The organism is Neobacillus cucumis (genome assembly GCF_023715505.1).
Window position 1 is genome coordinate 109,398 of the sequence record NZ_JAMBOH010000002.1, and the last position, 23,519, is coordinate 132,916.

Genomic DNA, 23,519 nt, shown 5'->3' on the forward strand with positions numbered 1-23,519 from the left:
TGGCTAGTATAGTGTTCGTTCCTATTAAGCATATTCTTACTTTGAGACTGTACCCATATAGAGGGTACCACTTACATGGATACAGTCAGAAGGGCATCTAAAGAAATATGGATTAAGAAGCAACTATCAGCATAAAGCAATTTTACCTACCGAAAAGACTATCTTTGGAAAACTAAATTTCCAGCCAAATAAGTTTCTTGAACCAGAACGGTATCAATCATGTCAATGCTAATTTCCAAGATATCCTGATTAAGCACAATAAAGTCAGCATGATTGCCAACTGCAAGCTGCCCAACATGGGGAATCCGTGTGATTTCTTGAGCGGATTTTGTGTAAAGCATGATGGCGGTAATTACATCAATCCTTTGTTTTTGTCCAGTATCTGCACCATCATAAGCCAAGCGCGTCACAGCAGATTTGATCCCGACAAATGGATTTACGGGATCAGCCCAGGCAGTAGCTGGTGCATCGGAAGAAAATGCCACTTTTATCCCTGCCTCCAGCATGGATGGAATCGGATAGGTTTCCTTTGTACGCTCAAATCCGAGGTTCTTATAATAGCTCTCAATTTCTGCAAAAACAAATATGGGCTGTGTCACAAAGGCAATGCCCGTTTCAGCAGCACGCAGAATAGCCTGAGGTGTTGGCATTGCTGCATGCTCAATCCTAATAGAAGGACCATCGGTAAGCCAGCCTTTTTTGCCATAGAAAGTGTCAATGATTAATTCGATTGCTTGCTCGCCCATTGCATGGACAACTAATTGAATATCGTTCTGTTCGGCTGCTTTTGCTGCAGCTAATAACTCTTCTTTTGTAGTCGTTTGAATACCGTAATTTTCTTCTTCCCCTAAAAAAGGGGGATTGACCCATGCTGTTTTTCCAGAGACACTTCCGTCTGAAAATAACTTAATACCGCCAATGTGAATTTGATTTTCTCTTTTGATTTTATCTCGTAACAATAAAGGTTTGTCCTTCAAATCATCCCACAGATAATAGAGAACAGTACGTTGGTTTAGTCCTTTTTCGACAGCTGTTTGATACATTTCTAGGTAATCAATCGGCTCGGTTCTGCTCGAAAGGTCTGTAATGGCAGTAATTCCATGTGAAAGCAGAAAATCACCTAATTCTGCAAGTGACGCAGCGTTTTCTTCAAGAGATTTTGCAGGCATAATACGATGGACGAGATCTTTTGCATTTTCACGTAAAATTCCTGTTAGTTCACCATTTTGATCACGGTCGATTTTTCCACCCGGTGGATCGGGGGTATCTCTAGTAATACCTGCTAACTCCAATGCTTTGCTATTAACTACAGCAATGTGGGTACATGTCCGACTAATGATAATCGGAATATCCGCTGCGGCTTCATCTAAATCCCAGCGTGTTGGCGCTATTCCTTCTGATAATTTCCCTTCATCATAACCCCAGCCTTCAATCCATTTACCTGTTTCATTGGATTGGCATGAATTCCGAATTTGTTCAATTAAATCTGCTATGGAATTGACTAATGGAGGGGTGCAGGCGATTTGGGTGGATGCATTCGCCAGCCACAAAGGATGCATATGGGCATCAATAAGACCAGGAAGCACTCTTTGACCTTTAAGATCCACACAATCTCCTTCAATGTTTTCTAAATCTGATGCCTCACCAATCCACGCAATGCTGCCGTCGCGCACAATCATGGTGCTTGCATATGGTAGTTCCAGATTAGCGGTGAAAATTTTCCCATTGATAAAAGTCCGGACAGATTGTTTATGAATCGTCATTGGATATTCTTCCTCTCTAAAAGTTTTAATCTAGTAAAAGGGATTAAAAGATTTTATAAAAAAGCTGGGGATTATTTTTTAAATCCCTAGATGACTCCTATTGAAGTAACCTAGGGTTTAAAACAAATAGCAGGGATAACTACTAACAACATGTGAGAGGTATTACTCTTGTTTTGGAAAGTGAAATGCATATAAGAAGTAGAGGAAATCGTCAAAAGGGAGGGACGACTCTCCATCACGCTCACCATTCCCTGTAACACTTGTTCTAATAGAGTTTCCCCATACTTGAAGACTATCATTATTTGGATTATAAAAGTAAACACGAATGCAGCCTTTAGGATCATGGCAGACTCTTTGAATAAGTACTGCATGGGCACCAAGCACTTGACCAGATTGATTGTAAATGGTAATCCCTGCCGGCTGGGGAAGTCCTTCATTAACATTTGGATTTTCCGAAGGGTGATAGTACCGATAAAACCGTACCTTAAAGTCTGAGTCACTATAGATATCCGAAAACTCGCTCCAAACTCCATTTATATGAAAAGAGGGATTGATCCACTTATGGGGATCCTGCCCGCGTCCATTGGCAGCATTTAACATTTCAAAATAAATAGAATCAAGATGAGGAATCAAGAGTAGTGAGACGGTATCAATATTATCCTCATCGTCTAGTGAGACTTGCGGAAGCGCATCTGAAGATATCGGTCTTCCCTCAAAAGGAATCGTGATTTTTCCATGTTCCACAAAATCATTAAACAATTTGAGCAGCGTGACAGGATTCTTTTGTGACCAATAACTGAGTGCCCTTGTTGATTGGCATGTTGGGTTAAAACCTTGGCCAATACCTAGGGGCTGCCCTAAGACACTAATCATTCCTGAGACAATAAGAGAACGAAGTGCAGATAAATCTAATATTTTATAAACGTTTATAAGCCTATTCTTAATCCGATCGTGTATAGGAACTTTTACAAGTTTCTCTAGTTCACTTATCATTTCGCTCGTAAAAACATTCCGTTGCAGAAGGCACATTAAACCATAAATGCTTCTCCTAGTATTCATTGTAACGGCTGAAGTGATTAATGAAGACACAAAAGGCAAATTCGAGCGAAGGTTTTCTCTAGCTGTATTGTCCACAGCCAACAAGCTCTGCAGCAAATCTGGCTTTTCTTTATTTATAAATTTTAAAAATAATACATGGAAGGGCGAAACAAGACCAGTATCCTTCATGGATTCACGCAGCTGCTCGGCTTCCTTGATAAGTAATAAATCATTACTGGCCCTCAATTTATTTTCATAACTTTCCCTAGCATCGGATGCCAAATTCGATGGAGAATAGACTGCATTTTCGTAATTCATTAAACTTGAATCCGTAACTTTTTGGCAGTTGGCTAATCTTCTAGAATTGGCAATTAATTTCAGGATTTTGTTTGTTACGATAGGCCTTTGGACAGCGAGATTATCTACTTCCTGATACAAAGTTTGAAAAACATGGGAAGAAAAACAATGGTCTGAGATAAATCCTAGAATTTCAGAAGCCTGTTTGTCCTTGTAAAGCTGTGTTACCCGATTTTCCTCGGTTTCCTTCATTAAAAGGAGGTCTAGATTTAAAGCCATGACCTTTGTCAAAAATTCACTTGCTTCTTTAGCAGACATTTCTGGATGCTCATAATCACCTCTGGCAATGGAGAGGATTCTGAGATTGCTCATTGCTTCAGCTGCTGCAATGAATCCGCCGGCATGCAAAGTACCTCTAACTAGAGGGGGATTAAGCTTGCGGACATTCTCCCATGGCTTCCCTGCAAATACCCCGGCTTCATCAAAGAGATGTGCATATTTGTATATCGTATCCAATCCGTAAGGTTCCTTGAGAAGGGCTGCAGCTTCTTCAAAAACTGCATGTTGAAATAAACTTTTAGTTAATGCGGAAGTTTTCCATAACTGATAAAAGGCCCTTTGAAACGAATCCTCTGAAGTAAATAGAAAAAGTCCCATATATCCATCCCTTCTCTGCTTTTTGCCTTTACAGTATCATATTGACAAAATAAATAGAGAATAACTAATGTGGAGAAAAAAACAAATAGAACGCTGAGACCGGGAAGTGGTGTGGTTGTTAGCTAGTTATTTATCGACCACATTACCAGCCGAACAGAAGATATTCAAATGACAGGAGAGTTAAGTTTCAAACAAATAATTATTGGAATATTTATTAAATTCAAATTATTATTGATTAATTTAACACAGAATAGTGAATATAGCAATTGATAATATCTTTTTTTTAGGTGATAACACACTTCTATTTGTTAATATTGCGATTTAATATTATTTTAACCAAGCCCAAACAACTAAAGGACCACGAAATTATCTCGGGTCCATTAGTTGTTTTGGTTATTTAATAATAATCTCCTGCTTATCGGCTGCCAGGGATTCTTTTTCCAGAATTTCTTTTATAATATAAACACCATATTTCAGTTCTTCTTTTGAAACAGTTAGCGGAGGCAATAGCCGGATGACCTTTTCTCCTGCCGGCAATACAAGTAGCCCCATTTTTCGAAGCTCACTTAAAAGCGGTGGCACGGGAACCTTGCAATCAATTCCAACCATCAATCCAATACCTCTAATATCCTGTATAATATTTAAATGGTTTAGGTTACTCCGTAGTTGGCTAAAGAGAAACTCACTTTTATCAATAACCGTCCCTAAAAATTTCTTTTTAAAAATAGCATCCATTGTAGCAATAGCTGCCTCAATCGAGACTGGATTTCCTCCGAAGGTCGATCCGTGACTTCCAGGACCAAAAAATGGCTCATATTTTTCTTTCCCTATTACAGCGCCGATAGGAAATCCGCTTCCTAATCCTTTAGCTGATGTAACAAGATCGGGGGATAGGTCAAAATGTTGAAATGCAAATGGTTTCCCTGTACGGCCAATCCCAGTTTGGATTTCATCAATGATGAAAAGGGCACCATGTTGTCTGCAGAGCTCTTGAACACCCTGTAAAAAATCCTTATCACCTACATGAATTCCGCCTTCACCCTGTACAGCCTCACTCATAACAGCGGCTACATCATTTCCGATTTCACTTTTAACAGCTTCAATGTCATTATAAGAAACATATACAAATGTCTCGAGCATTGGTCCAAATCCATGCTTTATTTTGTCTTGGCCTGTTGCTGACATCGTCGCAAAAGTCCGGCCATGAAAGGAATTCTTAAAGGAGATAATTTTCGTTCTTCCTGTTGCTTTACGTGCGAGCTTAATGGCTGCTTCGTTTGCTTCTGCGCCGCTATTGGCAAAGAAAACCCGATCCAGTCCGGAAGCTTCGGCAAGCATTTTTGCTGCTGTCTGTTGATTTTTACTTTGGAACAGGTTTGAAACGTGCCAAAATTGATTAAGTTGATTACGTACAGCTTCCTCCACATCTTTAGGGCGGTGTCCAAGGTTACAGACCCCAATTCCTGAAGTGAAATCCAGATATCTTTTGCCAGTCTTGTCTGTCATTGTACTGCCGATGGCTGATTCCGGTTCAATCTCCCAGCGTGCGTAAGTTGGAAATAAGTGACTCAATTTGTGATCGGCTCCTTCTGATAAATTCTAGTACCGCGCCATTGGTCATTTTCATAAAATGTATTTTTTCCAGACACAATCATGACGCTTTCGACGCCTTCTTCCACAGCATTCAGGGCCGATTGAACTTTTGGAATCATTCCGCCGCTTATTTCTCCATTTTCAATAAAGGTATGAACCTCTTGCTTGGAAAGGGAGGAGGCGAGTGAGCCCTCAATGAATACTCCATCCACGTTGGTAACAAATATGCATTGTTCTGCATGAAGGGCTTTAGCCACCTCTGCAGCTGCGTAATCTGCATTAATATTAAGTTTTTCACCGTTTTCGGTTATTCCTATCGGGGTAATAACAGGGATATAGTTCCGATTAACGACAAGTTCAAAGAATTCTGTATTTACTTTACTGATTTTTCCAACAAACCCTAGTTGTTCACGGTTTATATAATTAGCCTGTAAACAACCACCATCACTTCCATTGATCCCAATCGCAGAGAATTGGTACTGCTGAAGCATGGCCACAAGCTTTCTATTCGTCTGACCGGAAAGAACCATTTCAGCAATTTTTAGTGTTTGCTCATCTGTTTTACGAAGCCCATTTACAAATTGAGGTTTTACACGAAATAAGTCTAGCATGTCATTTATATCAGGGCCGCCGCCATGAACAAAGACTAGTTTATAACCACGCTTTTCCAGTTCGGAAAGACTTGTAAAGAAAGAGGAGGTTAACTCATCTAACACACTTCCGCCGCATTTGATCACAATATATTTCACCTATTATCACCGATCCTTATGAACGATAGCTGGCATTGATTTTGATATAGTCATAAGATAGGTCACAGCCCCATGCTTTACCGGCTCCGTTCCCTACATGCAGTTCAACGAATATTTTTATAAATGGCTGATTTAAATAGCTTCGTGCTTCGTCCTCGGAAAACACACAAGGTACACTATTTTGAAGCATCTTAATAGGACCAATGGCGATATCAACTGAATTTGGATTAATTAAAGCATTTGTCTGCCCAATCGCTCCAATAATTCTTCCCCAGTTGGAATCTGCTCCAAATATCGCAGTCTTCACTAAATTTGACCCGACTATTTGTTTGGCGATAAATCTTGCCTCTTCAGGAGTGTCAGCACCTTGAACCTCCACTTCAACTAACTTAGTAGCACCTTCTCCATCCATTGCGATTTGCTTGGATAAATTCTCACAAGCTTTTGTTAAAAGTTCAACAAAGGTTTCCCAATCAGGATGTTCTGGTGTTAATGGATCATTACCGGCCAGACCGTTTGCCATAAAGAGAACCATGTCGTTTGTAGACGTATCTCCATCTACGGTAATTTGATTAAAGGTTTGATTGATTACACTTTTTAAGGCAGCTGATAAATTCTCAGAGGAGATGGCTGCATCCGTAGTTAGGAAACCAAGCATAGTTGCCATATTCGGATGAATCATTCCCGATCCTTTTGCAGCTCCGCCAATCGTAATGGTTTTGCCATTAATTACGCTTGAGTATCCGCAGCTTTTCATCACAATATCAGTAGTCAGTATAGCCGTTTGAAAATCAACGGCATCACTATTTGAATTACCAGGTGACAAGGATTGAATTCCATTTGCGATTTTTTCCATATCTAAAAACTCACCAATCACACCAGTCGATGCAACGGCTACATAATTTTCTTTGATACCGAATTTTTCAGATGTTAAGGAACGCATTTTTAATGCATCCATGTAACCTCTATCTCCTGTACAAGCATTGGCACATGCACTGTTTACCACAACTGCCTGTAAGAGACCTTCACACGCAATGCTTTCTTGAGTGACTTTTAGAGGAGCTGCTTGGAATTGGTTAGTTGTATAAACTGCTGCTGCTGAAGCCGGGATTTCACTTACAATGACCCCTAAGTCCTTTTTAGCATAGCGGAGGCCGGCATGGACCCCTGCTGTTGTAAAACCTTGTGGTGATAGGATATTCCCATTTTCAATTTCAACAATTTTTTCCTTTAACAATAGTGGCATTCCAAATCCTCCTTAAGGGTACATGGGAATAGACTCTAATCCCGTTTTCTCATCTAATCCATTCATCAAATTGGCATTCTGAACCGCCTGACCGGCAGCTCCTTTCATGAGATTATCGATGACAGAAACAACCGTTAACCTTCCTGTTCTCTCGTCAACATGTAAGCCAATATCACAATAATTCGATCCAGAAACTTCTTTTACAGAAGGGAAATTTCCATTCTGCCTGATCCTCACGAACGGATTCCTCAAATACTGTTCATTATATAATTCAATGATTCTAGCAGTATTCATATTTTCTGAAAGCTTTACATATATGGTAGCCATGATTCCTCTTGTGATTGGCAGCAAATGGGTATTGAAAGTAATAGGTGAAACTCCTGCATCCCATTTGTTCAATTGCTGTTGAATTTCAGGAATATGCTGATGCTCGTTTACCTTTTAGATTCGGAAATTTTCATTAATTTCCGAGAATAGAAGGCTTTTAGATACAGATCTTCCAGCTCCGGAAGCACCAGATTTTGCATCGATGATGATCATATCCGGGTCAATCAGTCCTTCTTTTACCACTGGCGCAAGACCCAATAACGTTGCTGTAGGGTAACAGCCAGGATTAGCGATTAATTTCGCATCTATAATGTTTTCTTTATTCCATTCACTCAACCCATAAACTGCTTTTTTCAATAAACTGCTTTTAACTGGTTCGTGTTTATACCATTTCCTATACACTTCTCCATCGGTAAGCCGCAGGTCACCGGATAAGTCAACAATTTGAATGCCTGTATCCAAGAAGGCCGGAACAAGCTTACTAGATACACCTGAAGGTGCGGCAATAAAAACGATATCTGAATGCTTCGCTATTTCTTCAACATTGATATGCTCGAGTTTTAAGTCTGTAATTCCGTATAGTTGCGGAAACTCTTCATATAATGGGGTCTCATCTCTTGTCGTATGCACTGAGTGTATACTAAATACAGGGTGGTGATGTAACAAGCGAAAAAGTTCACCACCGCCATATCCAGTAGTGCCGATAATAGATACTTTCAAAACGCTCCTCCTCGAGACGATCTGTTTATTTAAAGGTTTAACTTTGAGAACTGTCTAGCTTCAGCGCCAGTCCCTACACTGCTAACCGTACGCTTGCGGTTTTCTTATGCCCATACATAATTTTTGCCCCAGCTGTCTTTTGCCAGTGCTTCCACTTCTTCCACAAGGTTATCCTCAACCATATAGATATCACCCTGTTCATATGGGTTATAGTGAAAGGCATACATTCTAGATAAAAACTGATGAAACAAAAGGGAGGATTCACCTTCAAGTTCACCGAAACCAGAAACGCTTGGCTCAATGCCTTGTCCCCAATTCTGACCGCTGTCGTTGTTCGGATTGTAAAAATAAATCCGATAATCTCCGTTATGGTCTTTATTAATCCTTTGAACCGATACGGCGTGAAGACCGAGCAGCTCCCCGTGTACGTTGGTGATGAAAATTCCAACTGGATTTGGATAAATCAATTCGTACCCTTCGTTATATTCAGGATGGTGGGTAGCATAGAACAGCCTGACGAACGTGGAATAATTGGCGACCTTTAGTGTGAATGGATTAATTACATTTATAAAGCCCTTAGGAATCCACTCACCGTAAAATTCCGGGTTCACCCACTTATGGCCGTCTTCTCCGCGCAGGAGTGTTCGCTTCATCATTTCGTTATATATTTTATCGAGGTGAGATACAAGAACAATCGATACAGGATCCAAATCCTGGTGGATTTCTCCGGCAACACCACCAGTAATGAGGCTGGAGTGGATGCTCTCACCCTCAAATGTCATGTCAATATCATGATCACGGGCGGCACGGGCAATGTACTCTAAAAGCTGGCCAATTCCATGCTGTGACCACAGCGATATGGCTCTTGCTGACTGACAAGTAGGATTCAGACCCTGTCCAACACCAAGCGGCTGTCCGAGAACACTAACTACCCCAGCAACGAGCACACCATTCAGGCTAATACCGCACCGTTCAAATTCAGGCTTCGAAAGGATTTGCTTGACCTCAGAATGGATTGGGAGTTCAAACAAACGGCGAATGGCAGGCAACAGGTGATCTTGTGAAAGAACACCGCGGTCAAGCATTCTTGCCAGGCCATATATTGCTTGCCGAGTTTCAGGATAGATAGACAGTTGAATCATATCGTGAATCAGGTCTCGATTGGCATTAAAGCTAGCAGTCCCTGTTTCTGATAAATCAAGGGCTGTAGGAATCAAGTCAGGGTTCTTCCGGTTCAGGAATCGCAACAGTACGGCGTGATGGGGGGAAACAAGCCCGGTCTCTTTCATTGATCCTGCAAACATCTTGCATTCAGCCTCAAGTTCATCAACAAAGGCCTCCGCTAATCCGAGTCTATATTCCCTTTGATTCGACACATCCTTACTTAGTGGTGTCGGACCATTGGCAGCACGCGAGTACTTTTTAAGAGCTTCCGCAGTTTTTTCATCCTGTACACTTTCAATTAAGGGTTCAAACATGTGAATCATGTTTAAAATCCGTCCAGTCATAATAGGGCGCTGAACGGTAAGGCGGTCAATTTCCTCAGCAATTTTATCAACAATCGCCTTAAACGAAAGTTCCTGACCCAGGTATTGGAACAAGCGCTGTGCTCGAATTATGTGATCATCTAATTGAATGCGGTTTTCTTCCGTTTCTGGCGGGAATAAAAGGTCGAGATTTAGTGCAAGGATTTCATTTAAAAAAGCGCCTGCCTCCTCCGCACTAAAGCTTTCGTGAATGTATTCCCTTTTGGCAATTGCAAGCATTCTCATTTCACTTAACAATTCTATAATGGATTGGACACCTTTAAGCTTTAGTGAACCGCCGGCAAGTGGGGGCTGCATTTTTGCAGGGTCTTCCCATGGTCCGCCAAGGAAGACACCCGCTTTGTCAAAGCGAGGGGCATTTGCATAAAGAATGGCAAGTCCATCCTCTGATCCAGCAAGTTCAATCGCCAATTGAAAAACGTCTGTCTGGTACATGCTTTTCGCGAAAGATTTTGCCTCCTCAAGTCTATCTAAGGCGATTTCAAATCTATTTTTTAAGACAGCGGTTAGTTTACTCATCCTTTTCTTTTTTGACTGGGTCGTCATCCTACTGTTCCCTCCTAAAGGTAAAAATCATATTTTTCATATTTTTTCATGAGGGTTCTCATCACTTCGCTGTCATTTCCGGTGAAGAAAATCGTTCCGTAATGGTTCCCAAAGCCCACCCGTTCAGCCACTTTGGAGGTAACAGGAATGAACATATCATGTCTTTCAAAATAAGGATGGTTTTTGAGATCCTCAGGGATATTAAGTTTTTCAATAATTGTTACATTTGGATAGACCATCAAGCTGCCTGCATATCCCGTTGCAGATACCACTTCCTCAGGGAAAAAGGCGTCAAGTTCTTCTTCGGTTGTTTCTGGATCGCTGCAAAGAATTTGTGCCTGAAATGCGCTGAATCCGTATGCCTTTTCGATTAATTCAAAGATATGACCACCAGGAACACGAGCGGCCACCTCGCCGAAATTCAAAGTTCCATCCGGGGCAATGAAATATTCAGGGTGTATGACGCCATATTTGATCTCAAAGGCATCTACAAGCTTTTCAATCGCTTCCCTAATCATCGGCCGCCATTCTTCAAGCGAAGGGGAAGCAGGTACGAAATTGGAGTGACCAAGTTTTACATATTCGGTAATATTTAGGAACCTTACTTTCCCATTATGTATAAATGCCTCACAGGAGAATTCCTGACCATCAAGGTGGCTCTCCATAAGGAGCGGAAATTCAGAATCGCAAATTTGTTCTATCTCGTGTCGGTCCCGAATCATTCGATGGCCAACTGTACCAGCTTTATTAAATGGCTTCACATGTATCGGGTCATTCAAATCCCCGTCAAGCTTAATTAATGTCTCGTTTACTCTATTTAAGAATCGATAGATATCATCCTTGTTTTCAGCTTCTGCAAATACTCCTACACGGATGCCAGCCATCTGGGCTTTCCGCTTCATCAACCCTTTGTCACGGAGTAGCAGGGATTTATGGAAAATACGTGGGTTCTTGTGTAACTTTGCATTTAAAGCACCAGCCCATTCAACGGTTTCCTCGTAAATCGGTACGGCAACTTTAGTATTGAGATCCTTTAATTTTTCATAGAGTTCTTCTGATCGCATCTGTAAATCTTCAAATACCCATGGGACAAGATGTATACCATGGGTGTCAGCAAATTCTTGAAATTCAGGGGGACCCACAACCACATACGGTCGATTCATTTTGTCAATCGCTTCGATTGCGTGCAGGCTCCAGCCCAGCAATGCCGTTATTTTACCCTTGTTCTGTTTCATCTGAATAACTCTCCCTATTTTTGAATTAATTAAAAGATCATAACAGCCTTATTCTAGCAAAGAATAATATCTAAATTTTCAGATTTACATAAATTGTACAAACACTTCAAACGACTTTAACAAATTATTTACATTGATTTACTAAAATAGGGAAGACGTCAAAATAGATGTTATTTCAAAAACTCGGGCAAAGGGGTAATGTAATGAACAACTGGTATGCTAGATTGACAGACTATTTTCCAGAAAGAGAAATGAAATCGAGAAAGCATTTTGAAATCCTTTTTAACGAAAAACAAGGAATCTATCGATTAGAGGAAAGTCAAGACTTTGTACTTGTTTACTTCGAAATGTCTGATTTTATCTTTATAGATTACATACTAGTGGCCCGAAACAACCGTCGAAATGGGAGAGGCAGTAGGATTCTTGACCAACTGAAACAAAAGGGGAAAGCGATCATACTAGAAGTTGAACCAGTTACTCTTATAGATCCTGACTCAGAAAAAAGAATACAATTCTATGAGAAAAATGGTTTTTTAAAGATGAATTCTATTCGTTATGAACGAATCCATTTGGTTACAAATGAGTTAAATAAAATGGACATTTTTTGTTGGTCTCCAGTTACTAAAACAGAAAAATGGGTTTATGACAAAATGCATGCTATATATGAGGGTGTGCATGCTTATAAAGCCAGAGAATTGTATGGGCGAGATCCCCAGCCTGTGTCAGATGTTCTAAGGAAAAAGGAACTAACGTATAGTAAAGCTTAGTTATAGTTTTTTAAATTATTTCTAATTTTGATACTGTGAATCGTATCATAAGTAAATGAGGTTTATGAAAAATGCTGGTCTGCCTTTTTGATAAATCACAAGTGAGGGTACTAAAGTAAAAAGTGTGGTAAACTAAATTATCTTTAAAAAAGTAAGCTTTGTTAAACACTGATGTTGATATGCGGCAGTTTTGACTCATTCGTGCAAAATGACCATTTTGCACGCTTTCAGCAGATGCTGAAAGTGACTGAAACGAAAAGAAAAACTAAAGAGAAAATGAATTTTCTCGACGTTTTCTTTTCGTTTCAGTCAAATGAGTCAAAAATCAACACTAGACTTTAACATAGCCAAAAAGTATATAAGGTGTTTGATAAGAGTGGAAATTAAACATTTGGAGTGTTTTATTGAAGTTACACGTACTGGCAATTTCACCAATGCAGCTGAAAATCTGTTCATTACGCAGCCTGCCCTCAGTAGAATTATCAAATCATTGGAGGATGAACTTGGTACACAGCTATTAATTCGTACAAGAAAAAAGCTGATATTAACAGATGCAGGACTTATTCTAAAAAAACATGCATTAATAATTGAAAAACAGTTGCAGCTATTGGATGCGGAACTTGGTAAGATGTTCATGCTAAAAAAAAGCCATGTCCGTATTGGGCTTCCTGCGATTACCAATTCCATTTTCTTTTCACAACTGATTGCCTCGTTTCATGAAAAATATCCAGAGGTGACATTCCAATTGGAAGAGGATGGCTCTAAGCCGATTGAAGAGAAGGTTGTCAATGGTTTGCTAGATTTTGGGGTTGTCGTTCTTCCTGAAAAAAATGCTGATTTCGACTATTATATGTTTGTTAATGAGAAATTAAAACTAGTTGTACCCTCGTTTCATCGTCTTGCCGGGAAACAGGAAGTGTCATTGAAAGAACTTAAAGAAGAGAGCTTTATTATGTTCAACCGGGATTTTGAGTTAAGAAACCTTGTCATCACTGCTTGCAGAGAAGCTGGTTTTCAACCGATAATTATTTCGGAAACATCACAATTAGATTTTATTCAAGAATTGGTTGCTTACAATATAGGTATTACTTTGCTGCCTGAGAATACATGTTTAGAACTAGCAAATGATTTTCGAACTATAACCGTAACCAATCCGACAATCGAATGGAATCTAGCGATGATCTGGAAAAAAGATGCATACTTATCACAGGTTGCGAAAGAATTTATCCGATTTGCCAAAGTAATGCTGTCGACAGCTAATCATAACCATGATTCATAATCTAGATTGAGTCAAATATTAGAAGGCTTCCCCTTGTTAAGGGGAGGCTTTTTTCATTGTATAGGCTAAAGAGCGCTTACATACTGTTTTGTTATGAATTGTATATGGGATTGGCATTGTATCTTTCCACTATAGTCATATTATAATTGTCCTTGTGAAAATGCTAATGCATATGAGGCGAACGCTTCAAATGTATTTTTATATAGGGTGGTAATTTATGGAAGCTAAAAAAGTTAAAGAAACGCGTGTTGTTCAAACGGATCAAGTACTCATTAATGATTTGAACAACTATCATACATTATTTGGTGGAGTTCTAATGATGAAGATGGATGCTTGTGCGACGCTTTCCGCTCGCAGGCATTCACGGGTAAAGGAATGTGTTACTGCATCGACCGACTCAGTTAATTTCATCGAACCGATTCGACAAAGTGATTCGGTCTGTATTGAATCATTTGTCAGCTATACAGGTAAAAAGTCAATGGAGATTTTCTGTAAAGTAATTGCCGAAGATCTTGAAACCGGAAACCGTAGAATCGCAGCTACTGCATTCTTAACTTTTGTTCCTCTAGGTCAAGATAAAAGACCGATAGAAGTGCCAACTGTTATACCAGAAACAGAGGAAGAAAAATTTCTCTATGAAACGGGAAAAGAACGTGAAAGAGTTCGTAAGCTAAAAAGACAAAAAAATAAAGAACTCGTGTCCAAACTTTCACTGGATAAACCATGGGACTAATACGAATCAAAAAGGAAGAGATATTATGCTGACAACATCAAGTTACAACCAATTGAAAAATGCGCAAATGGCTATCGAAAAATTAAATGCCGCAAAACCATCTATTTATAGAAAATTTATAAACATCATTAAACTGACTCGTCAATTACAGTTTGGATATCAATATATGGGCTCATTAATTATGGATGAAGACCCAGGTAAATTCAATTCGACGTCACAAGATGATTATGTATTGTCTGTCTATTATCGGGAAATCGAAAATTTAAAAACAGATAAAAAATTCCTTGATTTAAAGCAGTTGCTAAAAACGTATAAACAACTCAGCTATGCTAATATTAGCAAGTTGGCATTGGGGGAAAAACCAGAAGCATTAGTTGGTCCAACTTTAGTCCGTTAATAGCCGAAGGGAACCTTTCAAACCTCACTTAGAACTTTTACGGTGAACCGTACCACAAATAGGTGCAGTTTTTATTAATGCATAATAAAAAAGCTGACAATAGTCAGCTTTTTTTAGTTATTAAGATTAAAAAACAAAACATAGTCACCCGGGCCAATCAAAGCTACGCCGATGACAACAGCAATTAAAACGAGATTATACTCAAATCCGCCGTTAGTCATCCAGTATCCATTTTTGCCATGCACGGTAAAAATAGCATCAATCATTACGATAACAATCATGATCGCACCAATCCATGTAAGAAAACCTGCAGCGAAAAGTAATCCCCCTATCAATTCAAAAAGCCCTGCCAGCGTAGCCCAGACTTTGGCTCCTTTTTCAAGCCCAAGTGTTTCAAGCCAGTTTCCCATCCCGGCTATGCCAGGACCACCGAACCAGCCAAATAACTTTTGTGCCCCGTGTCCAAAAAAGGTTAGCCCAATAACCAGCCGAATAATTAATAGCCCGATATTAACCAACACTATATTTTCAGTCATATCTTACCTTCTTCCGGTATAAGTAATTAAAATGGAAATCATTTGAAGGAATGAATAATTTATTTTGGGTAAATAATCCATTCCTTATTCTAGTCTATTTGTAAGATTACTATTTAAACCACGGAATGACTAGAGTAAAAAGACCTCATCTAATTGCGACTTAAATACCAGGACAAAGAGGTCTGCCGAAACTGGCTGACCTCTTTCGATGCTAATTATTAATTACGTTTAATGTTTTAGTTTCGACATCAATCGAGTAGTTCTTTATGTTTTTGTTAATAGAGCCCCCATCACTTTTAAAAATAGTTGATTTGGTTTCGGTAGAAGGCTCAATGTGAACAGGTACAGAAGTTATCCCTGATTGAAGCGTAAATGAATGAGTGAAATTCATATTATTGCCTACAGCCACTTTTTCTCCATTAATGGTGAAGTCTGCGCCTTTAATGGCATTTCCCGTGACGGTCATAGTCGAACCGCTCACACTGATTTGACTCACGACTAATGGAAGATCAATCCAGCGCAGGATGGTATCCTGGACAAGCATTTTGTTATTCCCTTGATTGGTGACGACAATTTTCATATCTGTTCCCTGGGCACCATAGCCATAGTAGCTAATATCGTCGTCTGATGGATTATTAGGTGTATGGTCAGTTAAACCTTCCTGTTCCCAAGAATTGTTTTTTACATATTTATAGGTAAGTTCGGTTCCTTCTTCTAGCTCTATTGTATATTCCCAATCAGCGGTTACTGCACCATTTCGGCTCATGGACCAAGCTCCGGTATTCCATCCATTCAAGCTTCCAGGTATATTCACTTGAGCAGATAGTGGAGTGTAATCAGGTGCATGTACTTTAAAGGTGACCTGAACCATGACAATTTCCGGTGTTACGCTTACTGTATTTGAATCCACATAGTTACCTGCCTGATCAAAAATGCGGATTTGGTACTTATATGCTGTGCCATTTGCTACCTGATAATCTCGGTAAGAGGTAACATCCCCGTTTAATGTTGTAAGAATCTGGCCGTCACGGTAGATGATTGTTTTATATGGCTGATCTGGCTCCGTTAAGTTCCAAGATAAGTTTACTTGGCCCGACTCTTTAATAGGTGTTTCCAATACAACTTCTTTAGCGGGAGGGGTAGTATCGGATGTACTATGTGCATAAGTTACTTCTCCAGTTGACGAGTAAACCCAGGTGGTCCCTAAATCAGGTGTAAAGGCCAACCGGTACTCATAAGTTCCAGCTTCATAGGCCGTAAAGCTTCCTTGAAACTCATTTGCTTGGCCATCTTGTACCTGGCCATTATATAGGGCAGGGGAGGATTGCCAATCTGTTTGGCCTTTTAGCCTTACTTGAAGCTGAGCTGTAACTCCTTCTGCAGCACCTGCCTCTGTTGCACCAGACAAGTAAAACGTTGCATTTACATTCGAAGCTTTCGCCAGATTCAGTTCCCCGTTCTCTAATTTTGTCAGATCTTTAATGCTTGCCTTTGTCACATCGAAATGTGGAACTAAGCCGGATGTTGTGGCTGCAGGTACCGATTCATTACCATTTCCATCTACAGCTGTAACGGTAAAATAATAGGTACGGCCATTATCTAAATCGGAAATGGTTACAGACGGATTCGTTGTTTCTTTAACTTTTGTCCATAATCCACCAGAAACAGTAGATTGATAAACATTGTATTTGGCACCAGTTCCTGTCCAGTTTAAAGTAACCTGTTTAGAATCTACTTTGCCGGTTACATTTTTAACCGTCACTGGCTGCTTGACCTCATTAGCCGAGACTAACATTCTACCAGATTCAGCTGGTACCGTTATGCTCAGCCTGCCATCCTTTGTGGTAGCTTGATAATTCTTATCTAACTGATCCACAAAACGAAGACCGTTCGCAAGCAGCTCTTTTGTATCGACATCAACTGTCTGTGCGTTTTTCCCTCTGTTAATTATTACAAGGGCGGATTTTGCCCCTTTTGTCCGGACATAAGCCAGTACATCACCTTTCGCATAGACGTGGTGCAAATCTCCATAGGCAAATAGGTCGGCATTTTCCTTACGGATTTGCCCAATTTTTTGATAATGGGCAATCAGGGATTTATCTTCTTTACCCCAAGGGTACGTTCGGCGGTCATCTGGGTCTTTGGATCCCGTTTGTCCTGCTTCATCCCCATAATAGATGGTCGGTGCTCCTGGATAACCCATTTGAAGAATGGAAGCCAGCTTCAATCGCTTGACACCTTCATTGTAATTGTAGTTCGGATCTTGTTCTGCTCTATAATACGTATCTGTGCCATTGCCTAACAGGAAGATTGCACGAGCTGTATCGTGGGATCCCATTAGGTTCATAAGGGCATAAAATGCTTCCTTTGGATAGTCCTCTTGTACAGCGAGGAGGGTGTTCTGTGCATTAGCGGCATTGCCGTTCTTTAAGTAATCTAAGATGGCGCCGCGGAAACGATAGTTCATGACAGAGTCATATTGATCTCCCAAGAAATACTTGGATGCATCATCCCATATCTCACCTAAAATAAGAGGCTCTTCCTCTTTTTGAAGTGTTTTTCCCGCACCTGTCATCGTTTTCGATTTCATTTGCTTGCGGAATTCCTGCCAGAAGGAACTGTCCACTTCATTCGCTACATCAAGCCTCCAGCCAGATGAGCCTTCATCAATCCATGACTTTGCAACAGAATCCTTATTATAAAAAATATAATTGGCCAATTGTGTGTTGTTAAGTTCACTTGGGTGGTCGACCTTGGTACCATCCACTGATTTAAACACTGGCAGACTATCATAGCCCCACCAATCGTCATACTTATAATGCTGACCTGTCGAAACACCGTTAACTTTTTCATTGTCTACTTTTTCATTTTTGATATCGAACCAGTTTTCAAAACCGTAGGGGCTGAAGGTTTGGCCTTCGTCTATAAATTGCTTCTTCGCCTTTTCTTTGGCGGCTGTTTCCGTTAATTTTTCTTGGTTCATCAAGTCATAAATACTTGACCAATATTCATAAGCACCTACGGTTTTATATTTGTTATAACGATCAAAATAGATAGAGTCATCGGAAACATGGTTAAAGACTCCGTCTAAAATGAGGTGCATATGACGTTTTGATAATTCTTTTGTGAAATCCTCGAATTCCTTTTTCGAGCCAAACATAGGGTCGACCTGTTTATAATCAGTTGCATCATATTTATGGTTAGATGGCGCAAGGGCAATTGGGTTTAAATAAAGTGTATTAACGCCTAGAGATTGAAGATAATCTAGCTTTGCTTTGATACCGGCAAGATCACCGCCGAAAAAGTCGTTGGTAAATTCTCCATCCCCTTTATAGGAACCCGTGCCTTGTTCATATGGATTATCCGGGAGAGACGACCAAGAGTCAGGATGTTCAATTGGCTGGCTGCCGCGTGCTCCAATCTGATCCTTCGCAGTGTCGTTTGCTTTGTTTCCGTTATAGAAACGATCCGGAAAGATTTGATAGACAACAGCTTCTTTCATCCAATCAGGTGTTTTGTAGGAAGGATCGTAAACTGTTAATTGGAATAAGCCTGCATTTTTATCCTCCGCTTTTCCTGTGTGTCCTTCCTGAGTGTCTTCACCGTACTCAACTGTTGCATCTTGATCCCCAGCGATGAATTTATACCCGTAGATTCCTTTGTCAGCAGGAGTGAACACAGCTTCCCAGAATTCAATAGGGCCTTTGTCCGTTGTATCTGCCCAACCAGCGTTTTTCATAGAGATGACATTTGAGGTTCCCGTATTATAGTTTTTTACATATAGTCTCGCTCGTGTTAAGTCCCCTTTCTTAGCGGACATCCGTAAGGTTACTGGTTTATTAGCAGGAATGGCTCCGAATGGTGTCCGGTAGACTTTGTCCCATGAATCATGATAAAGCGCAGACTTATCAATTAAACCATCCGATCCGCTTGGCTTATAATCTGTATATACTTCATTCGTTTCTTGCTTATAGAAAAATGTGATTGTTGTATCAGCTAGTACATTTAGCTTTTCATTTGAAGAAGGGTAAGACTCTGTCCAGTCCTTGCCTAGAACAATCTTGAATTCATAGCTGCCTTTTGGCACCTTTGCAACGTAAGAGTAGACATTGTTAAAATGATCATCTGTTAGCAAGGCGGTTGATTCTGCAGGGCTCCATGCGGGACCTGCCTCAATTGCAGGCTGAAGGGTTCCAGCAATGCGGGGCTGTTTGTCCTCAGATAATGGAGTGTAATGGGTGCTGTCGGCAATGGAGTGTGTGTTATCATTGTAGTAGAAGGTGACATCTGTTTGTTCATTTAACGATAATTTTATGTTGTTCCCTCCGGGAGTACCACCTTCTCCGTAATTTTCATCCCAGCTTCCGCCGATGGCGATTTTGTACTCATATGTACCCGCCGGCAATGTCCCTGTAAAGGTGTATAGCCCATTTCCTTGGTTGGCCATTTTCGTTACGGTGGATGATGGATCCCAGTCCCCAGCGTTTCCTAACGCTTTTTGTAAATTCCCTACAAGAACAACCTGCTTAGTTCCAGTTTCTGCTGCATGTACCGATTCGCTAGAGAAACCTGCCAACAGTTGCAGCATTAATCCTGTAATGGTGACAAGCGACAATAGTGTTCGCTGCTTCTTTTTCATAGAAAAACCCCTTTTCCCATGTAATATTTAATTGGGAAATCGTTTGCACAAAATGATATAACTATCCTTCTATGACGGATCTAGTAAGATAGCAAAAAACAAGAAACAGAGTGCAATCGTTTTCACAAACAAATAATACTATTTTTTGCTGGTTTATTCAATAGAAAGTTAGTTTAAGAGTCAAATTTTTCTGAAAAATAGATTTTTGTTAGTTTACATTTATTGAGATAGTAACAACCCATAATGTTGTACTTTGATGATGCGACCAAAGTACTATTTCTGATATGATAAGATGAGATGAAAATCCCTATGAGAAGGGTGAAGTACGTGACTGTTACAATCAAAGAGGTGGCAAAGCTTGCAAATGTTGCGCCATCAACGGTTTCAAGAGTAATTGCAAATAATCCTAGGATTAGTGAGGCAACGAAACGAAAAGTAAAAAAAGTGATGGAGGAGCTCGGCTACCATCCTAACTTGAATGCTAGAAGTCTTTCGAGTAAAGCAACCCAAACCATTGGGCTTGTCATGCCAAGCTCTGGGGATGTTGTTTTTCAAAATCCTTTCTTTCCAACGGTCCTGCAGGGAATTAGTGAAGGAGTCCACGAAAAAAAATATGCCTTGCAGATGACAACAGGAAGATCCCATCAGGAAATTCTTGAGGCAGTTATTCAAATGGTGCAAGGAAAACGAGTGGATGGAATGATTCTATTAAATTCCAAAGTTGAAGATAAGGTCATCCAGTACTTAAGAGAAATGGATTTTCCTTTTGTGGTGATTGGGAAACCTTCTAAATATATCGAGGAAATCACTCACGTTGATAACGATAATGTTCGTGCAATGAAGGAAGCGACAGAATATTTGATCGACAAAGGGCATAGTCAAATTGCTTTTATTGGCGGAAGCCCAGAACTAATGGTTACTGTCGACCGGTTAAATGGCTATAAGCAGGCTCTAGAAAATTCAAATATTCCTATTAAAGAGGAATATATCAAACATGAGGAATTCCTAAGGGAAGGGGGGCAAGAGGCAGTTAATGAGTTAATGGCACTTCACCAGCGTCCAACTGCGCTGTTAGTTGTGGATGATTTCATGGCACTAGGAGTCCTTAATAAGCTAGATGAATCTGGAATAAAAGTTCCAGAAGATATCTCCGTTGTCAGCTTTAATAATATCTTACTTTCAGAAATGTCAAAGCCGCCTTTAACCTCTGTTGATATCAATATTTTAAAACTGGGACTTGAAGCATCAAGGAGCTTAATCGAGAAAATTGAAAATAGTTCAGAACCAACCAAACGAATTATCATTTCACATCAATTGGTTGAACGTTCTTCATGTAGTCGACTCCATAAAGAGAAATAAGGGTAAATAACCTGAAAATAAAGAGGTGCCTTCCTGAAGGCTGTTTTTTAAACGGCAGATCTTGAAGGAACCTCTTATTCTTTTTCGTATTTTCCTATCCTAAATATCGATGGTACAACGCTTTTGCTTCAGATAAATCCTTCGTTCCGTGTACTAAAACCCTTCCGTCTTTAAAAACGACTAGTCTATAAGGATCTAGACTGAAAGATAAAAGGTAAGGATTTCGCTGTACGGTTCCCCCTTGATTCTCTAAAACTTTTTCTAATGCCACTAGATCCCGGACAATTGGAAAAGAAGGGCGTATCTGAGCGGAATCTCTTCCACAAAGTACCGCAGTTTTTGTTTGATTTTCAAAAGACAAAAAGGGATAGGAGCGATTTTTCCCACAAGAGGGACAATCCTCTTTCTTCAACTTGTCTACTTTAATCGCACTAAATTGGTTTTTCCATAAATCAAAAGAAACTAATTTGTTTCGTAATGAATCCAAGTCACCAACCAAAATTTTTAAGGCTTCACTGATTTGATAGGATACCACCATGTTCACAGCTGGACTAATAATTCCAGCTGTATCACAGGTTAATCCTCCTAGGGGAACTGTTTCTAGTAAACAAGAGAAACAAGGCGTTTTTTCAGGAATAATGGTGTACGAGATTCCATAACTTCCAACGCAAGCACCATAAATCCAAGGAACTTTATACTTTTGGGAAACATCATTAATCATCATTCTTGTTTCAAAATTATCTGTTGCGTCAATGATGAGGTCTACTTTTTGCGCCCATTCTTCTAGCTCTAAAACCGAGGCATCCGCAATCAATGCCTCTATGGATACAAAAGAGTTAATAGCTGTTAAGCGGTTTTTAGCTGCAATCACTTTAGGCAGCCTTTTTTCAGCATCTTCTTCTGTATACAGCTGCTGCCGTTGTAAATTTGACCACTCCACATAGTCACGATCCACAATGGTTAACTTACCAACCCCGGCACGGACAAGTGCTTCGGCATTTGCTGAGCCAAGTGCACCAGCTCCAATGATGAGAACATGTTTAGCTGAAATTTTTTCCTGCCCAGCTTTTCCGATAGCTGGAAATAACTCCTGCCGTGAGTACCGATTATTCACCCGATACTCATTCCTTCCTTTGGACTGCTGGCCGTCGCATACCTCTTTTTCTCGATTCGGCCAGCTTCATATCCTAAACGCCCAGCTTCAATCGCTAAACTCATCGCTTTGGCCATTTTAACCGGATCTTTTGCTGCAGAAACAGCTGTATTTAATAAAACACCATCCGCCCCTAATTCCATTGCTAAAGCCGCATCGGCAGGTGAGCCCACACCAGCATCAACAATCACGGGAACCACTGCTTGTTCAATAATAAAACTAAGGTTTACCGGATTAATAATACCCTGGCCAGATCCGATTGGTGAGGCTCCCGGCATAACAGCATGACACCCTGCTTCTTGGAGTTTTCTTGCTAAGACTACATCATCAGAAGTATAAGGCAGGACAATAAATCCTTCCTTTACTAACTCCTCGGTTGCCTTAAGGGTTTCGATTGGATCAGGAAGTAATGTTTTATCACAGCCAATCACTTCGACCTTAATCATATCGCAAAGACCTGATGCTTTTGCTAGTTTGGCAATCCGCACTGCTTCTGCCGCGGTTTTTGCCCCTGCAGTATTAGGGAGCAACGTATATTTATTAGTGTCTAGCTGTTCCAAGAAGTTAGGCTGACTTGGTTCAAAAATATTCATTCTTCGTACAGCAAATGTTAAAATTTCCGCTTGTGAAACTTCTACAGCTTCCTTTTGGGTTTCATAGCTAGGGTACTTTCCAGTTCCAAGCAATAAACGTGAATTAAATGATAATGGACCTATTTTCAACATGTCAACCGCCTCCTACAAAATGGACTATTTCAATTCTATCTTTATCTGATATTCTAGTACTTTGGTGTTCTAAACGGTTTAAAATCTCTCCATTGACTTCGACCACAACGACTTTATCATGGATTTCATAATGTGCTAGTAAATCTGAAACAGATACAATCTGTTCAGATAATTGTATAGATTCGCCATTTAATAAGACTGTCATCAATATCC

At 40.1% G+C, this 23,519-nt stretch carries 17 protein-coding genes and 1 pseudogene; 5 read left to right on the forward strand and 13 right to left on the reverse strand.

Annotated features, from left to right (window positions below; all coding sequences use genetic code 11):
- Window positions 1–158: 158 nt before the first annotated feature.
- The 8 genes and pseudogenes from M3226_RS03240 to M3226_RS03275 all read right to left on the reverse strand — a co-directional run bounded on the left by M3226_RS03240 (window position 159) and on the right by M3226_RS03275 (window position 11,718).
- Window positions 159–1,763 carry an amidohydrolase gene (locus M3226_RS03240; RefSeq protein ID WP_251562547.1) on the reverse strand — a complete coding sequence of 535 codons (1,605 nt, stop codon included), beginning with the start codon at window positions 1,761–1,763 and terminating at the stop codon, window positions 159–161.
- 162 nt (window positions 1,764–1,925) lie between these two features.
- Complete coding sequence (locus M3226_RS03245) at window positions 1,926–3,755, reverse strand: hypothetical protein (protein WP_251562548.1); 1,830 nt, start codon at window positions 3,753–3,755, stop codon at window positions 1,926–1,928.
- 393 nt (window positions 3,756–4,148) lie between these two features.
- Window positions 4,149–5,327 carry an acetylornithine transaminase gene (locus M3226_RS03250; RefSeq protein WP_251562549.1) on the reverse strand — a complete coding sequence of 393 codons (1,179 nt, stop codon included), beginning with the start codon at window positions 5,325–5,327 and terminating at the stop codon, window positions 4,149–4,151.
- The gene (gene argB / locus M3226_RS03255; RefSeq protein WP_251562550.1) at window positions 5,324–6,097 is read right to left on the reverse strand and encodes an acetylglutamate kinase; all 774 of its coding nucleotides are present in this window, start codon (window positions 6,095–6,097) and stop codon (window positions 5,324–5,326) included. Before argB ends, M3226_RS03250 begins: the two co-directional genes overlap by 4 nt.
- Window positions 6,098–6,113: 16 nt before the next feature.
- On the reverse strand, window positions 6,114–7,343 hold the full coding sequence (gene argJ / locus M3226_RS03260) for a bifunctional ornithine acetyltransferase/N-acetylglutamate synthase (RefSeq protein WP_251562551.1): 1,230 nt from the start codon (window positions 7,341–7,343) through the stop codon (window positions 6,114–6,116).
- 12 nt (window positions 7,344–7,355) lie between these two features.
- Window positions 7,356–8,390 (reverse strand): annotated as a pseudogene (argC, locus tag M3226_RS03265) (N-acetyl-gamma-glutamyl-phosphate reductase).
- A gap of 104 nt (window positions 8,391–8,494) precedes the next feature.
- On the reverse strand, window positions 8,495–10,483 hold the full coding sequence (locus M3226_RS03270) for a hypothetical protein (RefSeq protein ID WP_251562552.1): 1,989 nt from the start codon (window positions 10,481–10,483) through the stop codon (window positions 8,495–8,497).
- A 14-nt stretch (window positions 10,484–10,497) separates the two neighbouring features.
- Window positions 10,498–11,718, reverse strand: coding sequence for an ATP-grasp domain-containing protein (locus M3226_RS03275; RefSeq protein WP_251562553.1), 1,221 nt, complete (start codon window positions 11,716–11,718; stop codon window positions 10,498–10,500).
- Between the two features lie 203 nt (window positions 11,719–11,921).
- On the opposite strand from M3226_RS03275, the gene M3226_RS03280 reads away from it, so the two are divergent.
- The 4 genes from M3226_RS03280 (at window position 11,922) to M3226_RS03295 (ending at window position 14,894) form a co-directional block, all read left to right on the forward strand.
- Complete coding sequence (locus tag M3226_RS03280; RefSeq protein WP_251562554.1) at window positions 11,922–12,485, forward strand: GNAT family N-acetyltransferase; 564 nt, start codon at window positions 11,922–11,924, stop codon at window positions 12,483–12,485.
- Between the two features lie 376 nt (window positions 12,486–12,861).
- Window positions 12,862–13,764: a LysR family transcriptional regulator gene (locus M3226_RS03285; RefSeq protein ID WP_251562556.1), complete on the forward strand. Its 903-nt coding sequence runs from the start codon at window positions 12,862–12,864 to the stop codon at window positions 13,762–13,764.
- 217 nt (window positions 13,765–13,981) lie between these two features.
- Window positions 13,982–14,497 carry an acyl-CoA thioesterase gene (locus M3226_RS03290; RefSeq protein WP_251562558.1) on the forward strand — a complete coding sequence of 172 codons (516 nt, stop codon included), beginning with the start codon at window positions 13,982–13,984 and terminating at the stop codon, window positions 14,495–14,497.
- Window positions 14,498–14,522: 25 nt separating this feature from the next.
- Entirely contained in the window at window positions 14,523–14,894 is a 372-nt protein-coding gene (locus M3226_RS03295) for a hypothetical protein (protein ID WP_251562560.1), read from the forward strand.
- Window positions 14,895–15,007: 113 nt separating this feature from the next.
- Here M3226_RS03295 and M3226_RS03300 read toward each other — a convergent pair whose 3' ends face one another.
- Together M3226_RS03300 and M3226_RS03305 are read right to left on the reverse strand one after the other, a co-directional pair.
- Entirely contained in the window at window positions 15,008–15,412 is a 405-nt protein-coding gene (locus M3226_RS03300) for a DoxX family protein (RefSeq protein ID WP_098530700.1), read from the reverse strand.
- A 229-nt stretch (window positions 15,413–15,641) separates the two neighbouring features.
- Complete coding sequence (locus M3226_RS03305) at window positions 15,642–20,069, reverse strand: pullulanase X25 domain-containing protein (RefSeq protein WP_251562562.1); 4,428 nt, start codon at window positions 20,067–20,069, stop codon at window positions 15,642–15,644.
- A 327-nt stretch (window positions 20,070–20,396) separates the two neighbouring features.
- Between M3226_RS03305 and M3226_RS03310 the strand changes: the two genes are divergently transcribed.
- Window positions 20,397–21,428 (forward strand): LacI family DNA-binding transcriptional regulator, encoded by a 1,032-nt coding sequence (locus M3226_RS03310; protein ID WP_251562564.1) that lies wholly within the window; start codon window positions 20,397–20,399, stop codon window positions 21,426–21,428.
- 94 nt (window positions 21,429–21,522) lie between these two features.
- Here M3226_RS03310 and M3226_RS03315 read toward each other — a convergent pair whose 3' ends face one another.
- From M3226_RS03315 to thiS, 3 genes are read right to left on the reverse strand one after another with little or no spacing between them, the layout of a single operon-like run.
- Complete coding sequence (locus tag M3226_RS03315) at window positions 21,523–22,542, reverse strand: thiazole biosynthesis adenylyltransferase ThiF (protein ID WP_251562565.1); 1,020 nt, start codon at window positions 22,540–22,542, stop codon at window positions 21,523–21,525.
- Window positions 22,539–23,306, reverse strand: a complete 768-nt coding sequence (locus tag M3226_RS03320) for a thiazole synthase (RefSeq protein ID WP_144562287.1) — start codon at window positions 23,304–23,306, stop codon at window positions 22,539–22,541. The genes M3226_RS03315 and M3226_RS03320 overlap by 4 nt, the downstream gene beginning before the upstream one ends.
- A gap of 1 nt (window position 23,307) precedes the next feature.
- Window positions 23,308–23,511 carry a sulfur carrier protein ThiS gene (gene thiS / locus M3226_RS03325; RefSeq protein WP_251562567.1) on the reverse strand — a complete coding sequence of 68 codons (204 nt, stop codon included), beginning with the start codon at window positions 23,509–23,511 and terminating at the stop codon, window positions 23,308–23,310.
- Window positions 23,512–23,519 lie beyond the last annotated feature (8 nt).